This window comes from Streptomyces sp. YS415, from assembly GCF_023544665.1.
GTDB lineage: Bacteria > Actinomycetota > Actinomycetes > Streptomycetales > Streptomycetaceae > Streptomyces.
In genome coordinates, this window is the sequence record NZ_JAMJFL010000010.1 from 214,872 (window position 1) to 231,205 (window position 16,334).

17 protein-coding genes are annotated in these 16,334 nt (G+C 72.6%); 12 read left to right on the plus strand and 5 right to left on the minus strand.

Features of this window, described 5'->3' with window-relative positions; translation table 11 throughout:
* The first annotated feature begins 36 nt into the window (after window positions 1-36).
* From M8H82_RS15680 to M8H82_RS15690, 3 genes are read left to right on the plus strand one after another with little or no spacing between them, the layout of a single operon-like run.
* Window positions 37-894, plus strand: coding sequence for an ABC transporter ATP-binding protein (locus tag M8H82_RS15680; RefSeq protein ID WP_250074286.1), 858 nt, complete (start codon window positions 37-39; stop codon window positions 892-894).
* Window positions 891-1,877, plus strand: coding sequence for an iron-siderophore ABC transporter substrate-binding protein (locus M8H82_RS15685; RefSeq protein ID WP_250074287.1), 987 nt, complete (start codon window positions 891-893; stop codon window positions 1,875-1,877). The genes M8H82_RS15680 and M8H82_RS15685 overlap by 4 nt, the downstream gene beginning before the upstream one ends.
* 4 nt (window positions 1,878-1,881) lie before the next feature.
* Window positions 1,882-3,948, plus strand: a complete 2,067-nt coding sequence (locus M8H82_RS15690) for an iron ABC transporter permease (protein ID WP_250074289.1) — start codon at window positions 1,882-1,884, stop codon at window positions 3,946-3,948.
* A 60-nt stretch (window positions 3,949-4,008) separates the two neighbouring features.
* Here the strand turns inward: M8H82_RS15690 and M8H82_RS15695 are convergent, their stop codons facing one another.
* On the minus strand, window positions 4,009-4,785 hold the full coding sequence (locus tag M8H82_RS15695; RefSeq protein ID WP_250074291.1) for an IclR family transcriptional regulator: 777 nt from the start codon (window positions 4,783-4,785) through the stop codon (window positions 4,009-4,011).
* A 77-nt stretch (window positions 4,786-4,862) separates the two neighbouring features.
* Here M8H82_RS15695 and M8H82_RS15700 point away from each other — a divergent pair, with 77 nt between their 5' ends.
* From M8H82_RS15700 to M8H82_RS15725, 6 genes are all read left to right on the plus strand, one after another.
* Entirely contained in the window at window positions 4,863-6,032 is a 1,170-nt protein-coding gene (locus M8H82_RS15700; protein ID WP_250074293.1) for a cupin domain-containing protein, read from the plus strand.
* The gene (locus M8H82_RS15705) at window positions 6,029-6,868 is read left to right on the plus strand and encodes a fumarylacetoacetate hydrolase family protein (RefSeq protein ID WP_250074295.1); all 840 of its coding nucleotides are present in this window, start codon (window positions 6,029-6,031) and stop codon (window positions 6,866-6,868) included. Before M8H82_RS15700 ends, M8H82_RS15705 begins: the two co-directional genes overlap by 4 nt.
* Complete coding sequence (locus tag M8H82_RS15710; RefSeq protein ID WP_250074297.1) at window positions 6,868-7,542, plus strand: maleylpyruvate isomerase family mycothiol-dependent enzyme; 675 nt, start codon at window positions 6,868-6,870, stop codon at window positions 7,540-7,542. The genes M8H82_RS15705 and M8H82_RS15710 overlap by 1 nt, the downstream gene beginning before the upstream one ends.
* Window positions 7,543-7,573: 31 nt before the next feature.
* Window positions 7,574-8,842 carry an FAD-dependent oxidoreductase gene (locus M8H82_RS15715; RefSeq protein ID WP_250074299.1) on the plus strand — a complete coding sequence of 423 codons (1,269 nt, stop codon included), beginning with the start codon at window positions 7,574-7,576 and terminating at the stop codon, window positions 8,840-8,842.
* Window positions 8,843-8,953: 111 nt separating this feature from the next.
* Entirely contained in the window at window positions 8,954-9,601 is a 648-nt protein-coding gene (locus M8H82_RS15720; RefSeq protein ID WP_250074301.1) for a TetR family transcriptional regulator, read from the plus strand.
* A 119-nt stretch (window positions 9,602-9,720) separates the two neighbouring features.
* A complete protein-coding gene (locus M8H82_RS15725; protein ID WP_250074303.1) occupies window positions 9,721-10,017 on the plus strand; it encodes a hypothetical protein in 297 nt (98 codons plus the stop codon).
* Here M8H82_RS15725 and M8H82_RS15730 read toward each other — a convergent pair.
* The gene (locus M8H82_RS15730; protein WP_250074305.1) at window positions 9,998-11,614 is read right to left on the minus strand and encodes an MFS transporter; all 1,617 of its coding nucleotides are present in this window, start codon (window positions 11,612-11,614) and stop codon (window positions 9,998-10,000) included. The two genes, M8H82_RS15725 and M8H82_RS15730, sit on opposite strands and share 20 nt — an antisense overlap.
* A gap of 260 nt (window positions 11,615-11,874) precedes the next feature.
* Entirely contained in the window at window positions 11,875-12,303 is a 429-nt protein-coding gene (locus tag M8H82_RS15735) for a VOC family protein (RefSeq protein WP_250074306.1), read from the minus strand.
* A gap of 249 nt (window positions 12,304-12,552) precedes the next feature.
* On the opposite strand from M8H82_RS15735, the gene M8H82_RS15740 reads away from it, so the two are divergent.
* Window positions 12,553-13,218 carry a nitroreductase gene (locus tag M8H82_RS15740; RefSeq protein ID WP_250074308.1) on the plus strand — a complete coding sequence of 222 codons (666 nt, stop codon included), beginning with the start codon at window positions 12,553-12,555 and terminating at the stop codon, window positions 13,216-13,218.
* 38 nt (window positions 13,219-13,256) lie between these two features.
* Here M8H82_RS15740 and M8H82_RS15745 read toward each other — a convergent pair whose 3' ends face one another.
* Window positions 13,257-14,165, minus strand: a complete 909-nt coding sequence (locus M8H82_RS15745) for an RNA polymerase sigma-70 factor (RefSeq protein ID WP_250074310.1) — start codon at window positions 14,163-14,165, stop codon at window positions 13,257-13,259.
* 113 nt (window positions 14,166-14,278) lie between these two features.
* A complete protein-coding gene (locus M8H82_RS15750) occupies window positions 14,279-14,803 on the minus strand; it encodes an SMI1/KNR4 family protein (protein ID WP_250074312.1) in 525 nt (174 codons plus the stop codon).
* 78 nt (window positions 14,804-14,881) lie between these two features.
* Here M8H82_RS15750 and M8H82_RS15755 point away from each other — a divergent pair, with 78 nt between their 5' ends.
* Window positions 14,882-15,832 carry a GNAT family N-acetyltransferase gene (locus M8H82_RS15755; RefSeq protein ID WP_250074314.1) on the plus strand — a complete coding sequence of 317 codons (951 nt, stop codon included), beginning with the start codon at window positions 14,882-14,884 and terminating at the stop codon, window positions 15,830-15,832.
* 160 nt (window positions 15,833-15,992) lie between these two features.
* A complete protein-coding gene (locus M8H82_RS15760; RefSeq protein ID WP_250074316.1) occupies window positions 15,993-16,283 on the plus strand; it encodes a DUF6355 family natural product biosynthesis protein in 291 nt (96 codons plus the stop codon).
* The last annotated feature ends 51 nt before the right edge of the window (window positions 16,284-16,334 follow it).

The window sequence follows — 16,334 nt, forward strand, 5'->3', positions numbered from 1 at the left end:
CACTGATCGAGTTTAGGTTAGGCTAACCTCTGTTTCGTGCGATCAAGCGAAGAGACCCCCGCGGCCCCGACGGCTCGCGGTCATGAACTGTCGGCCACCGGCGTCACCGTGGCCTACGACGGCGTGGACGTCGTGCACGACGCGTCGGTGACCCTGCGGCCCGGCCGGGTGACCGTGCTGGTGGGGCCGAACGGCAGCGGGAAGTCGACGCTGCTGCGGACGATCGCGCGGTTGCAGCGGCCCAGGACCGCCACCCTCGTCGTCGACGGCACCGACGGTCTGGCGCTGACCCCGCGCGAGTTCTCCCGCCGGGTGGCCCTGCTGACCCAGGGGCGCCCCACCCCGAGCGGGCTGACCGTCCGGGACGTCGTCGAGTTCGGCCGCTACCCCTACCGGGGCCGCTGGGGCAGGGCGGACCCGGACGGGCCGGCCGCGGTGGACCGCGCGCTGGCCATGACGGGAGTCGCCGAACTCGCCGGGCGCGGCGCCGAGCACCTCTCCGGCGGACAGCTCCAGCGGGTCTGGCTCGCGAGCTGCCTCGCCCAGGAGACCGGCGTACTGCTCCTGGACGAGCCGACGACCTACCTCGACCTGCGGTACCAGATCGAACTCCTCGACCTGGTCCGCGACCTCGCGGACGACCACGGCATCGCGGTGGGCGCCGTCCTGCACGACCTGGACCAGGCCGCGGCCCTCGCCGACCGGATCGTCCTGCTGCACCGGGGCCGGATCGTCGCCGACGGCCTCCCCGAGGACGTACTGACGGCCGAGCGGCTGACCGACACCTACGGCATCCGCATCGACGTCGACACCGACCCCCTCACCGGCCGGCTGCGCACCCGCGCCATCGGCCGACACCACCAGCGAAGCGAAAGGCTCAGCACACCCTCATGAGACGCCTCCTCCTCACCGCGGCGGCCGCCACCGCCGCGGCGCTCACCCTGACCGCCTGCGGAACCACCGAGCCCGCCGCCGACAGCGCCGAGGCCACCAAGACCGCCGAGCGCATCACCCTCACCGACGCCTCCGGGACCAAGGTCGAACTCGACGGACCCGCCACCAAGGTCGTCGGCACCGAGTGGCACGAGGTCGAGCTGCTGATATCGCTGGGTGTGGACCCGGTCGGCGTCGCCGACGTCAAGGGCTACCAGACCTGGGACCAGGCGGTTCCGCTGAAGAACGAGCCCAAGGACATCGGCACCCGCGGCGAGCCCAGCATGGACACGATCGCCGCGCTGAAGCCGGACCTCATCGTCGCCAGCACCGACCTGCCGCCGGCCGCCGTGAAGCAGCTGCGCGAGGTCGCCCCGGTGGTCGAGGTGAAGTCCGCCGACGCCGCCGACCCGATCGGGCAGATGACGGAGAACCTCGACCTGCTCGCCAAGGCCACCGGCACCACCGAGCAGGCCGCCAAGGTCAAGGAAGCCTTCGACGCCAAGCTCGCCGAGGGCAAGAAGGCCCTCGCCGACGCCGGTCTCGCCGGAGCCGCGTACGCCTTCGCCGACGGCTACGACATCTCCAACCAGGTCTCGGTCCGCCCCTTCACCAGCGGCTCCCTCATCGGCGCGGTCAACGAGCGGCTCGGCCTGAAGAACGACTGGACCGTCAAGGGCGACGAGAGCTACGGCCTCGGCTCCACCGACGTCGAGGGCCTCACCAAGCTCAGCGACGACGTGCACTTCGCCTACATCGGCAACGACGGCGACAAGAACAGCACCCCGTTCACCGGCACCCTGGCCAAGGACAAGGTGTGGACCTCGCTGCCCTTCGTGAAGAAGGGCAACGTCCACCGGCTGGACGACGGCATCTGGATGTTCGGCGGTCCCGGGTCGATGAACCAGTACGTCGACTCCGTCGTCGCCGCGCTGACGAAGTAACGCCATGGCCGTCACCGCGACAACCTCCGCCACCCGTCCGTCGGCGGCCATGTCCCGGACGGGCGCGGCCGCGGTGACGGCCGCCCTGGTCCTGCTGGTCATGGCCCTCGCGGTCGTCGACATCACGCAGGGCACCGCCGCCGTCGGCGCCTTTGAGGTCTGGAAGGCGCTCACCGGGCAGGCCGACCCCGCCGACGCCTCCGTCGTCATCGCCTCCCGGCTGCCCAGGATGACCGCGGGACTCCTCGTCGGGGCCATGCTCGGCATGGCGGGCGCCGCCCTCCAGGCGGTCAGCCGCAACGTCCTCGCCTCCCCCGACACCCTCGCCGTCAACGCCGGCTCCTACCTGGCCCTGGGCCTGGTGGCCGTCACCGGCATCTCGCTGCCGCTGCTCGCCTCCTCCGGGGTCGCGCTCCTCGGCAGCCTCGCCGCGGCGGCCGTGGTGCTCGGCCTGTCCGGGCTCGGCGCCGGCACCGTACGCCTCGTGCTCGCGGGCACCGCCCTGATGCTCGGCCTCAACGCCGTCACGGAAGGGCTGCTCCTGCTGTTCCCGGAGGAGACCCACGGGCTCTACCAGTGGAACCAGGGCAGCATCGGCCAGAACGGCTTCGACGGCGTGGTCCGGATGGCGCCCCTCGGTCTCGTGGGCCTGCTCGGGCTGCTGCTGGTGGCCCGCCGGGTCGACGCGCTGGCCCTCGGTGACGAGGCCGCCCGCGGCGTCGGCGTGCCGGTCCGCGCCACCCGGGTCACCGCCGTGGTGCTCGCGGCACTGCTGTCCGCCGCGGCCGTCACCCTGGCCGGACCGATCGGCTTCGTCGGCCTGTGCGCCCCCGCCCTCGTCCGGCCCCTCGCCCGCCGCTACCGGGCCTTCACCCGCACCCGTGTGAGCCTGCCGGTCACCGGGCTGACCGGCGCGGCCCTGGTCCTCGGCTCGGACGTGCTGCTCAGGTCCCTGGTCCCGGCGGACCGCGCGGTCGCCGTGCCGACGGGCGTGGTCACCAGCCTGGTCGGCGCCGTCTTCCTGATCGTCATGGCGGTACGCCTGAAGGACACCGCCGCCTCGGCCGCCCCCGACCGGCTGCGGATCAGGAGCCGGGCCGTCTTCCTCACCGTCACGGCCGTCCTGGCGGTCGTCCTCGTCGGGGTGGCGATCGCCGCCCTGCTGCTGGGTGACGCCAAGCTGCTGCTCGGTGACGTCGTCAACTGGGCGCAGGGCAGGGCGGGTCAGACCGTGTCCTTCGTGCTGGACACCCGGGTTCCCCGGGTCCTGGCCGCGCTGCTCGCCGGGGCCGCCCTCGCCCTGTCCGGCACGCTCATCCAGGCCGTGACCCGCAACCCGCTGGCCGAGCCCGCCGTGCTCGGCGTCTCCGGCGGGGCCGCGCTGGGCGCCGTACTCCTGGTGACGACCGTGCCGCTGGCCGGGTCGTGGAGCCTCGCGGGGGCGGCGTTCGCGGGCGCGGCGGTCAGCTCGGTCGTCGTCTTCGGCCTCGCCGCGCGGGGCGGGTTCCAGCAGAACCGGCTGGTGCTCGTCGGCATCGGTGTCGCCACCGCCGCCACTGCGCTGATCAGCCTGTTGATCGTGCTCACCGACCCGTTCAACGCGGTCAAGGCGCTGACCTGGCTGACCGGTTCGACGTACGGCCGGACGATGCCGGACGTCGTGCCGCTCGCGATCGTCGTCGTGCTGGGAGTGGTCGTCGCGGTGGCGCGGCGCGCGGAGCTGGACCTGGTCTCGCTCGACGAGGACACCCCGCGGCTGCTGGGCATGGACCTGGCCCGGGGGCGCCTGGGCTTCCTCGTGCTGGGGGTGCTGCTGAGCGCCACCGCCGTCGCCGCCGCGGGCACGATCGGCTTCGTGGGACTCGTCGCCCCGCACGCCGCCCGCGCCCTGGTGGGACGGCCGCACGCCCGGGTGGTCCCGGTGGCCGTCCTGCTCGGCGCCGCCCTGGTGTGCACGGCGGATCTGCTGGGCCGAACCGTGATCGCGCCCGCACAGCTCGGCGCCGGGATGGTCACCGCGGTGATCGGCACGCCGTACTTCCTGTATCTGCTGGTGCGCAGCCGCCGTTAGGGAGGCTGCCGGTGGAGCCCGCGGCGGGCGACGAGTTCGGCCGTCAGGCGACCGGCGTGCTCAGTCCTGCTCGGCGAGGTCCCTCTCCAGGGCGCGCGCCGTGGCGTTGAGGGTGGCGACCAGGGGCTGCAGCCGGTGGGGGTCGTAGCGCACGCGGGGCATCGACACCGACAGGCCCGCCAGCGCGGTGCCGTTCCGGTCGCGCACCGGCACGCCGACGGCCACGAGGCCGCGCTCGGAGCGCTCCCGGTTGACGGCGAAGCCGTTGCGCCGCAGTCGTTTCAACTCGGTGCGCAGCCGGGCGAGATCGGGACGGTCCGCCGGGCGGTCGCGGTACCGCTCGGGGGCGTAGACCTCGTCCAGTTCCGCCTCGGGAAGGTCGGCGAGCAGCAGCAGCCCCGCCGTCGTGCGGTGCGCCGGGAACACCATGCCCTCCCGGGAGCCGACCCGCAGCGCCTGCCGGCACTCCACGCCGGCGATGAACCGGACCGTGTCCCCGGTGCGCACGATCAGGTTCGCCGTCTCCTCCAGCAGTTCCACCACCCGCTGCAGATGGGGCAGCGCCGCCGCGCGCAGCCGGGACACCAGCGACGGGGAGTGCGCGGCGAGTTCCAGCACCGGGCCCGCCCGGTAGACGCGGTCCTCGTCCTGCACGGCGAAGTCCCGGTAGACGAGCATGGCGAGGATCCGGTGGGCGGTGGACCGGGCGACGCCCAGCCGCTCGGCGATCTGCGACACGGTCGCGCCGCCCTCCAGCTGCAGGACGATCGCCGCCCGCAGCGCGTGGTCCACGCTGGCGATCGGGTAGGGCGGCGGATTCTTCAGCGGCTTGTCCATCACCGGTGACCTGCCTTCGGATTCTGCTCTGCAGAATCTATCCGTTCTCCAGGCGGACGCGGCACACGCTGTCGTCCGTGACCGATTCCTCCCTCGCGCACGACACCGCACCGGCTTCCCCCGTCCGCCTCCAGGCCGTCGCCGCGGACGGACAGCCCGAGGTCACCCCGGCGCTCGAAGAGCTGTACCGGGGCTTCGAACAGGAACTGCTCGTCCCGCTGTGGACCGAGATAGGCGACCTGATGCCCGCCCACCCGCGCTCCCGGGCCCTGCCGCACCTGTGGCGCTGGGAGCGGCTGCGGGAGCTCGCGGCCCGGGCCGGCGACCTCGTCCCGGTCGGCCGGGGCGGCGAGCGGCGGGCCATCGCGCTGGCCAACCCGTCCCTGGGCGGCCGGCCCTTCGCCACGCCGACGCTGTGGGCCGCGATCCAGTACCTCATGCCCGGCGAGGACGCGCCCGAGCACCGGCACACCCAGCACGCCTTCCGCTTCGTCGTCGAGGGCGAGGGCGTGTGGACGGTCGTCGGGCGCGACCCGGTCGCCATGCGGCGCGGCGACTTCCTCCCGCAGGCCGGCTGGAACTGGCACGCCCACCACAACGCCACCGCCGCGCCGATGGCCTGGATCGACGGCCTGGACATCCCCCTGCAGTACGCCGCCGAGACCCAGTTCTTCGAGTTCGGCCGGGACCGGCTCAGCGACGCCGAGCGGGCCACCCCCGACCGCTCGCGCGCCGAGCGCCTGTGGGGCCACCCCGGCCTGCGCCCGGTGGCCGCCGCACCCACCGGCCCCGGATCGCCGCTGCTCGCCTACCGCTGGGAGCACACCGACCGCGCCCTCAGCGACCAGCTCGCCCTGGAGGCGGAGGGGCACGGCGGCACCGTCGAGCCCGGTCACGCCGCCGTCCGGTTCACCGATCCGGCGACCGGCGCCGACGCGCTGCCCACCATCCGGGCCGAGATGCACCGGATCGCCCGCGGCACCGAGACCGCTCCGGTGCGCGAGACGGGCTCCTCGGTCCACCAGGTCTTCGACGGCTCCGGCACCGTCACCGTCGGCGAGGCCACCTGGTCGGTCACCCGCGGCGACCTCTTCGTCGTCCCCTCCTGGCAGCCCTTCTCGGTCCGCTCCGAGGCCGGTGCCACCGACTCCGACTCCGGCGCCCTGGACCTGTTCCGGTTCAGTGACGCGCCCGTCCTCGAAGCCCTGCGGCTCGACCGCACCCACGTGGAAGGAACCCCCCGATGAAGCTCGCGACCATCCGCACCGGCGGCACGACGAAGGCCGTACGCCTCGACGGAGACGCGCTTGTCGACCTCGGGTTCTCCGACGTGGGCGCTCTGCTCGGCCAGGACGGCTGGCGGGACCTGGCCGCGACGGCGACCGGGACCGCGTACCCCCTCGACGGCGCCGACTTCGCGCCCGTGGTCCCGGCCCCCTCGAAGGTGGTCTGCGTCGGCCTCAACTACCGGCGCCACATCCAGGAGATGGGACGGGACCTGCCCGAACATCCGACGCTGTTCGCGAAGTTCGCGGACTGCCTGATCGGCGCCCACGACGACATCGTGCGCCCGGCGGAGACCGGGAAGTTCGACTGGGAGGCCGAACTCGCCGTCGTGATCGGCACACCCGCGCGCCGCGCCCGGGGCGCCGAGGCCGAGGCCGCCGTCGCCGGGTTCACCGTGCTGAACGACATCACCTGCCGGGACTGGCAGTTCCGCACCCGCGAATGGCTCCAGGGCAAGACGTGGGACTCCTCCACCCCCGTCGGCCCCTTCCTGGTCACCCCGGACGAACTGCCCGGCGGGGTCCGCCCCGCGCTGGACGTGACCTTGCGGGTGGACGGCGAGCTCATGCAGTCCGACTCCACCGGCGACCTGCTGTTCGACCCCGTCGACCTGGTCGAGTACATCTCCACCGTCGTCCGCCTCAACCCCGGCGACCTCATCGCCACCGGCACCCCCGGCGGCGTCGGCCACGCCCGCAGGCCCGAGCGCTACCTCCTCGGCGGCGAAACCGTCGTCACCGAGATCCAGGGCATCGGCCGCCTGGAGAACCGGGTCGTCGAGGAGAAGTCCGCCTGATGCCCCGCACCCTCGACGACGCCCGCCGCTGGACGCGGCTCGGCACCGAGCTGTTTCTCGGGGCAGTGGGCACCGGGTCCGACGAGCCGAGCGCCCTGCCCGGCTGGTCCCGCGCGCACCTGGTCGCCCATGTGGCGGCCAACGCCGACGCGCTCGGCAACCTCGTGCACTGGGCCGCCACCGGCGACCCCACCCCGATGTACGCCTCGCCCGAGGAACGCGCCCAGGGCATCGAGCGGGGCCGCGCCCTGCCCGCCGCCGAACTCGCCGCCTGGCTGCGGCACTCCGCGGACGCCCTGGACAAGGGGATGGCCGCGCTCGGCGAGGGGGAGTGGCGGGCGCGGGTCGTCACCGCGCAGGGCCGGACCGTACCGGCCGCCGAGGTGCCCTGGCTGCGGGCCCGCGAGGTCTGCGTGCACGCCGTCGACCTGGCGACCACCGTCACCTTCGCGGATCTCCCGGACGACTTCCTCCTGGCCCTGTGCGACGACGTCGTGGCCAAGCGGTCCGCGGCGCCGGGCCCGGCCGTCACCCTGCGGACGCCGACCGCCGCCTGGGACCTGCCGGGCGAGGGCGAACTCCGCCTGGTCACGGGCGAGTTGGCCGACCTGGCCGCCTACCTGACCGGCAGGGGCACCTGCCCCGGGGCCCCGGTGCTGGGCCCCTGGCTCTGAGCGCCGCCGCCCGCGACCGAAGGAGCAGATCATGAACCCTCCCTGCGACCCCGACGTCCTGGTCGTCGGCGGTGGTATCGGCGGCCTCGGTGCCGCCTTCGCCCTGGCCCGCCGGGGACTGCGGGTGCGCGTCCTGGAACGCGCCAAGGAGTTCGGCGAGGTGGGCGCGGGCCTCCAGCTCGCACCCAACTGCACCCGGATCCTCGCCGAGTACGGCCTGCTGGAGGAGGCAAGGACGCTCGGTGTCCTCCCCGAGCACATGGTGATGCGCGACGCGCTCGACTCCCGGGAGCTCACCCGGCTGGACCTGCGAGACCTCGAACGCCGTTACGGCTACCCGTACTTGGTCATCCACCGCAGCGATCTGCACGGCATCCTCCTGCGCGCCTGCGCACGCGCCGGTGTCGAGCTGCTGACCGACCGGACCGTCACCGGCTACGAGAACACCCCTGGCGGGGCCCGCGTCGTGCTGGAGGACGGCAGGACCGAGTCCGCCCCGCTGGTCGTCGCGGCCGACGGCCTGCACTCCACGGCCCGCCGTCTGCTGGTCGGCGACGACGTCGTCAGCTCCCACTACGTCGCCTACCGCGCCGCCGTCCCCATCGAGCAGGTCCGGGAGAACGGCATCGCGGAGAAGGACGTCACCGTCCATGTCGGCCCCCGCTGCCACTTCGTCCAGTACGCCCTGCGCGGCGGCGACATGTTCAACCAGGTCGCCGTCTTCGAGTCGCCCAAGGCCCTGGCCGGACACGCCGACTGGGGCACCCCCGACGAGCTGGACACGGCCTTCGAGGCCACCTGCGACACGGTGCGCCAGGGCATTCCGCTGATGTGGCGGGACCGCTGGTGGCAGATGCTCGACCGCGACCCCGTGGACACCTGGGTGCACGGCCGGATCGTCCTGCTCGGCGACGCCGCCCATCCGCCGCTCCAGTACATGGCGCAGGGCGCGATCATGGCGATCGAGGACGGCTGGGTACTGGCCGAGCACCATGCCCGCCAACAGGACTGGGACACGGCCCTCATGGCCTACGAGGCGGTGCGCGTGGAGCACTGCCACCGGGTGCAGACCACCGCCCGTGCCTGGGGCGAGCTGTGGCACCTCGACGGCGAGCCCCGGCGCCGGCGCAACGCGATCATGCGGGCGCGGGACACCTACGACTACTCCTTCACCGACTGGGTGTACGGCCCCACCGCGCTCACCCCGGACGAGGTGCCCCCCATGTTCACCCCGATCCCGCTGTCTCCGGCTCCCGCCGAGACGTCCGTCGGCGGGCCCCGGACGGTCCCGGATCCGTGATGCGCAGCTCCTCGGGTCCGCCACGGGCCGGGCCGATTCCGGCGTGCCAGAATGGATACGACCGTCTCCGGACCCGTCGTCCCCCCCCGTACCGCCCTACCGAGGTTCCCCGTGACCAAGCCCGTGGCCCGCGTGCCGCAGCGACGCAACGCGCGGTCCAACCGGGCGCGCATCCTGGCCACCGCCCGGCGGGAGCTCGGCCGCAACCCGGACATCACCCTGGAGGAACTGGCGCGGGCCTCCGGGGTCGTACGGCGGACGCTCTTCGGTCACTTCCCCGGACGCCCGGCGCTGCTGGAGGCGCTCGCCGAGGAGGCGTCCGAGACGCTGCGCGCCGCGCTGGCCGAGGCGGTCAGGCCCGCCGAGCCGGCCGAACGGGCGCTCGCGCACTTCGTCCTCGCCATGTGGCCGGTGGGCGACCGCTACCGGATGCTGCTGGCGCTCGCCCGGCGCGACCTCGGCATCGAGCGCGTCACGGAGATCCTGTCCCCGGCCCGCTCCGAGGTCACCGCCATCCTGGACCGAGGGCAGCGGGACGGCGTCTTCCACACCCATCTGCCGGCCGCCGTCCTGAGCGCCGGTCTCGAGGCCATGCACGTCGCGCTGCTGGAGGAGGTCAACTCCGGGGCGCTGCAGGACGACGGGGCGAGAACCGCCCTCGCCACGCTGATCGCGGCGGGGGTGCCCCAGGAGCGGGCGAGCAGGGTGGTCGCCGAGATCGCGCCGACGGCGGTCCGCACGGCCGGCGCGGGCGACTGAGCCGTCCCTGCCGTACGGGCCCGCCAGGGGTGCCCCGTACGGCTCAGGCCGACGCGCCCGTGCTGCGGCGGGGTGGTCGACTGGGCCCGACCCTGTACCGCCCTGTGAGGGAGCGCACCATGTCCGTCGTCATCGTTTTCGAACTGCCGGGGATGACTCAGGCGCAGTACGAGCAGTGCGTGGAGCGGCTGACCGGACGCCCCGGCCCGATGACGAGCACCTCGGACTGGCCGGTGGCCGGAATCGTCTCGCACGTCGCCGCACCCACCTCCGACGGCTGGCTCGTGGTCGACGTATGGGAGTCCGAGGAGGCGTTCCGGGAGTTCGGCGAGACCGTCGTGCCCATCCTCCAGGACCTCGGCGTCCCCGACGCGCAGCCGCGGATCTACCCGGTGCTCAACGCGGTGACCGGCTAGCGCTCACGCGCTCCTCCTGCGGCTCGGGCGACTGCTCCCGGTGCTGCTTCAGGGCGCGGTGGCCGGGCAGGACGAGGAGGACGAGCACGGCACCGGCGGCCATGACGATGCCGCCGACGAGGCTGGTGTACGCCACCGCGTGGGCGAACGACTCGTGCACCGCGTCGACCAGGGCCTGGGCCTGCTGCACGCCGCCGTCCGGGCTCTTGGCGATCTTCTCGGCGACGGCGAGGCCGCCGCCCGCGGATTCCTGGGCGGTGTGCAGGGCCTCGGCCGGCAACTGTCCGCCGGCCAGGTCGGTCAGCCTGTCCTTGTAGGACGTGCTCAGCAGCGAGCCCAGCAGCGCGATGCCGAGGGAGCCGCCGAGTTCCAGCGAGGTGTCGTTGGCGCCGCCGCCGACGCCCAGCTCCGACTCGGGGAAGGAGCCCATGATCGTGTCGGTGGCGGGGGAGACGCTGAGGCCGATGGCGAAACCGAGCAGCAGCAGGGTGGGCAGGAAGGCGGAGTACCCCGAGTCGGCGTCGATCAGGGTGAGCAGCGTGACGGCCGCCGCGCCGAGCACCATCCCGGTCCCGACCATGGCCTTCACCCCGAGCCTGGGCGACAGCCTGCCGGTGACGGCGGCGCCGACGAACACGGCCCCCGCCAGCGGTGTCAGCCGGACCCCGGTCTCCAGGGCGTCGTAGCCGAGGACGAACTGCAGGTACTGGGTGGCGTAGTAGATCGAGCCGAAGGTGCCGAAGAAGAAGAACAGCACCGCGATCATCGAGCCGCTGAACGGCCGTTGCTGGAACTTGCGCACGTCCAGCATCGGGTGCGGATGGCGCAGTTCCCACACCACGAACGCGAGCAGGCCGACGGCGGCGACCACGGCCGCGGTGACCGGTCCGGCGCCCCAGCCGAAGTGCGGGCCCTCGATGATCGCGTAGACGAGCGCGGCGACGGAGACGATGGAGAGCAGGCCGCCGACGTAGTCGATCCGGCCCATGCCCTGCGCCTTGGACGGCGGGACGAGGACGAGCGCGCCGACCACGCCGACGAGGACTATGGGCACGTTGATCAGGAACGTCGAGCCCCAGGCATGGTCCTCCAGGAGCCGGCCGGCCAGCAGCGGGCCCGCGGCGATGGCGAGTCCGGAGGTGGCGGTCCAGGCGGTGATGGCCCGCACCCGCTCGCCCCTGGGGAAGATGGCGACCAGCAGCGAGAGCGTGGCCGGCATGACGACGGCGGCGCCGACACCCATGATGGCGCGGGCCGCGATGACCAGGCCGGTCTCGTCGACCACGCTGCCCATCACCGACCCGCCCGCGAAGATCAACAGCCCGGCGACGAGCGCGCCGCGCCGGCTGTACTTGTCGCCCAGGGCGCCCAGGACCAGCATCAGCGCGGCGTACGGGACGGTGTAGCCGTCGATGACCCACTGCAGGTCACTGCTGGACAGCCCGAGGTCCCTCGTCATGTCGGGCGCGGCCACGATCAGCGAGGTGTTCGCCATGACGACGACCAGCAGGCTGAGGCAGAGCACGAGCAGGGCCCACCAGCGGCGGGGGTAGGGGCCGGGCATTTTCTCGACGGGGGTGTTCGCGAAGAGCGGCATGGAACGTCCTGAGATTCAGGGAGGGGCGGAAGGCATGGATGCGCCTACGGCACGGTGGCAGCTAATTGCTCACTCATGTGCAGATTAGGTTATTGCTCATAGGCGTGCAAGTAATGGGGGTGCCGTCGGGTGTGCAGGCAAGGGGGCGCCGTCGCAGACCCGGCGCCGCCGACGCGGTCACCGCCTCCGCCTCCGCCCGGCGGCACGCTCGACGGCGACCGCCGGGTCTTCGACCTGCTCCGGGCGTGGAGGAGTACCGGCTAGGGGCGGGCGTAGGGCCGGGTCATGATCTCCATGTTGTGGCCGTCCGGGTCGTCGAAGTAGGCGCCGCGGCCGCCGAACAGGCGGTTGATCCGGCCGGGGTCGGTGTGACCGGGGTCGGCGTAGTAGGTGACCCCGACGGTCTCCAGGCGGGCGATCATGCCGTCGAACTGCTCGTCGGGCACGAGGAACGCGTAGTGCTGCGGCTGGATCGGCTCGATACGCATCTCGTAGTAGTCGAGCGTGACGCCGTTGCCGAGGTCGACGGGGAGGAACGGCCCGAACGGGGCGCAGACCTCGAGGCCCAGGATGGCGGCAAGGAACTCGGCGGACAGCTGTCGGTCGGTGGCGTAGACGGCGGTGTGGTTCAACTGGACGGATTTCGTCGGCAGTTCGGGAGTGCGCGGGTGCTGCTGTTCGTTCGGCATGTGTGGTGTGTGTCTCCGGGTCTCGGTATCCGCTGGGGACCGGCGCCGCGTGCGGGCGCCTACGGGAGGACGCGGAGGGGAGGGCGGGGCTCTGGCCCGCCTCGGGTTCACGCCGAGGCCGGGAAGCTCACTCGTGCATGGCCCATGGCCGACCCGGCAGTCACCCGAAGGACCTTAGTGATCGTCACGGGACGGTGCAACGCAGTTTCCGCTGCCCCGGCTCCGGTATGGGGGAGAGGGCGAGAAGACGTGGATGTGTACGAGGCCGTGGACAGCCGCCGGGCTGTACGGGCATTCAGCGCTGAGCCGGTACGCCGAGAGGTGCTGGAGCGAGTGCTTACGGCGGCGACCCGGGCCCCGTCCAGCGGGAACCTCCAGCCGTGGCACCTGTACGTCGTCACCGGCGACCCCCTGGCCGAGCTGAAGCGCCGCGCGACGGCCAGGGCCCAGGCCGGTAACCCGGGTGACGAGCGGGAGTACCCGATGTATCCGGCGGGACTGGCCTCGCCGTATCTGGACCGCTTCTCCGCCGCGGCTGCCCAGCGGTACGCGGCGCTGGGCATCGAGCGCGACGACCCCGACCGGCCCCGGAAGATCGCCGCTCTGAACTCGGAGGCGTTCGGGGCGCCGGTCGTCCTGTTCTGCTACCTCGACCGGGCGATGGGGCCGGGACAGTGGGGGGACGCGGGGATGTACCTCCAGACGGTCATGCTGCTGCTGAGGGCGGAAGCGCTGCACAGCTGCCCCCAGGTGATGTGGACGATGTACCGCAGGACCGTGAGCCAGGCGGTCGGGGCGGACGACGGTCTCGTGCTCTTCTGCGGGGTCGCGGTGGGATTCGAGAAGCACGGCGTGCCGGCGCTGCGCACGGGGCGCGCGGAGATGACGGAGACGGTGAGCTTCATCGGCATGTGACCGCCCGAGCGCCCGCCCTTCCGGCAGGCGCAACGTCCTCAGTACGTGCTCACGCGGCGCCGCAGCTCCGTCTCCCGCCCCATCCGCGCCAGCTTCTCCGGGTTGCGGACCGCGTACAGGCCCGTGATGAGGCCCTCGTCGATGCGCACCGCCAGCACCGTGTCGACCTCCCCGCGAAGGCGCAGGACCAGCGCGGGGGAGCCGTTGACCTGGGCCGCCTCCAGCGGGGCCACCGAGGCCAGCCGGGACGCGGCCAGGAGCGCCGCCACGCTCCCGGCGCCCACGATCGGCGACAGCGCGGCCCGGGCGACCCCGCCGCCGTCGCCCAGGAACACGACATCCGGCGCGAGGATGTCGAGCAGGCCTTGCAAGTCGCCTGTCTCGACAGCGCGTCGGAAGGCACCGAGCGCGGCCTCGGACTCCGCCGCCGAGACCTCCCCGCGGGGACGGCGCGCGGCGACATGCGACCGGGCCCGGTGGGCGATCTGCCGTACTGCCCCCGGCTTCTTCTCCACGGCTTCGGCGATCTCGTCGTAGTCGAGCGCGAACACCTCGCGCAGCACGAACACCGCCCGCTCGGTCGGCGTGAGCGTTTCCAGCACCAGCAGCATCGCCATCGAGACGCTGTCGGCCAGCTCCACGTCCTCCGCCACGTCCGGCGCCGTCAGCAGCGGCTCGGGCAGCCAGGGGCCGACGTAGGTCTCCTTGCGGCGCTCCAGGGTGCGCAGCCGGATCAGCGCCTGGCGGGTGGCGATCCGTACGAGGTACGCGCGCTGATTCTGTACGGCGTCCAGGTCGACGCCCGCCCAGCGCAGCCAGGTCTCCTGGAGAACGTCCTCGGCGTCGGCGGCCGAGCCGAGCAGTTCGTAGGCCACGGTGAAGAGCAGATTGCGGTGCGCGACGAATGCCTTCGTGGCAAAGTCGCCCGCCTGTGCCGTGCCTGCCATGCGTGGTCCCCTCCGCTGTCGACTGCGTCCCCCACAGGACACCGGGCACGGCTGTTCTGTGACATCGGGAGGCTGCGCGGTCCGTCATCCGGGCCCGGGTCAGGTGCTGTCCGTCAGGGCAGGAACTCCCAGAAAGGGCCCTCAGGCGCGAAGTTGCGCGAGCACAGGGTCACGTCCCTGCCCTTGAGGTAGGCCAGGAACCAGTCGCTGAACGTCATCTCGTAGAGCGTCCACGCCGGACTGTCGAACTCCTGCACCACGACGCGCCAGGCCGAGGACGGCTGCTCGGGAACGGCGAGGAAGATCGCTTCCCCCGTCGTGGCCGACGCCACCGGTATCAGCTCACCGGGCGCTCCGCCTACCGGGCTGGGCAGGAACTCGGCCATGTCCTCCTCGGCCCACAGGGCGAGGTCGTCCTTGATGCCGGCTCCGAGACTGTGCAGAAGATGACCGGCGGGATGGGTCAGGTACAGCTGGTTGTTGATCTGGACCGACCCGTAGGCGTCCACGATCTCGCGGAAGTCGGCGGGGAATTCGGTCTCGAGTTCCCGCTCGAGCGTGGTCCACGGAGCCGGGTCGGACCAGTTGAACCGGGGTGCGCCCAGCAGGGCGGTGATCTCTGGAAGTGTCGCCACCATGATCACGGTACCGGAGGGGGTCGGGCCCGCCCGAAAACGGTTCGTCCGTCGCGCTGAGCACTGGCACAGTAACGCTCCATGGACGACAGCGACCGCCTGACCGCCGCGGACGTCCGGCTCATGCAGGCCCTGGCGCAGCGGCTGGTGGCCGTCCGTCCCGAGCTGGTGAACAGCGACGCCTCGGTCGGCGAGCTGGCCTGGAACTGGGGCAAGGGGCATGCCGCGGCCGGCGGGAGTTGGCGGCGCAGACTGTGGTTCTCCGGCGCTGAGCTGCTCGCCTGGGGCTGGGCCCAACTGCCCCGCCGAGTGCGGCGGAACGACGGATCCGTGCAGGACGTCACCAGTGCCTACCTCGCCTACCAGGTCCATCCCGACGCCGCTGAGCTGGTGGACGAGGTGATCGGCTGGTACGACGGGGTGGCGGACGGCATCGAGCGTACGGTCATCGCTCAGACCGCCGACGAGTTCGCCCTGGAGCGGTGGGCGGCGCACGGCTACGCGGCCGATCCGCACGCGCTCGGCGACACCGGCTCCTGGACCCAGCTCAATGTGCGGGACCTCGACGAGGTGGAACAGCCGGTGCTGCCCGACGGGTTCCGGTTCCGCACCGCCGACGAGGCCGGGACGCGGGCCGTGGTCCAGGCCCATGTGGACGCCTGGGCGCCATCGTCGACGTACACGCCGGAGGCGTACGAAGGGGTCCGGGGGACACCGCCGTACCGCGGGGATCTGCATGTGCTGGTGGAGGCGCCGGACGGGACGATGGCCGCATCGACGATCATGTGGCTCGACGAGGCGAACGGAACCGCCGAGTTCGAGCCGGTGGGCACGCATCCGGACTACCGGCGGCGCGGTTTGGGCCGGGCGATGCTGCTGCACGGGATGCGTCTGGCGCGCAAGGCCGGGGCCCGGCACATGACAGTCGCCTGCCTGGGCGCGCCCGGCCGTCCCGCGGCCCGCGAGCTCTATTACAGCGTCGGCTTCCGGCAGTTCAGCCGGGACGTGCCGCTCGTCAGGAGGGCGGGGTAGGGCGCCTCGTCAACCAATCGGCGTAACGACAAATCGATACTCCGGGTGAAGAAGACCGCCACTTGATCAACTTGGCGGTGGGAAGCGGTGATCCTGGCTCGGCATTGATCATCGGATCGGCCGGCAGCCCGGCCCCGGTCCCTCACCGCATGGAGTTCCCTTGCGTGTTCGTCGTTTCGTGACCGGCGCCCTCGGCGGCGCGGCCCTCGTCCTCTCCTCCTTCGGCGTGGTCACCACGGCCGCCGGTTCCGCCGTCGCCGACCCGTGCGGCTTCTTCGAGACCGGCTCCGACGCCTACTACCACCACTGCACCTCGGACGGCTCCCGTGTCGTCATCAAGGTCGAGGTGGCCTGGGCCCCCGACTACGAGCGGTGCGTCGCGCCCGGCAAGACCTGGCTGGGCTCCTCCTCCAAGATCGACGGCGCGTACTACGTGGGCCGCACCTGCTGATCGGGGACCACGCGCACAGGGGCGGACGGGCCGGGCGGCCCGTCCGCCCCT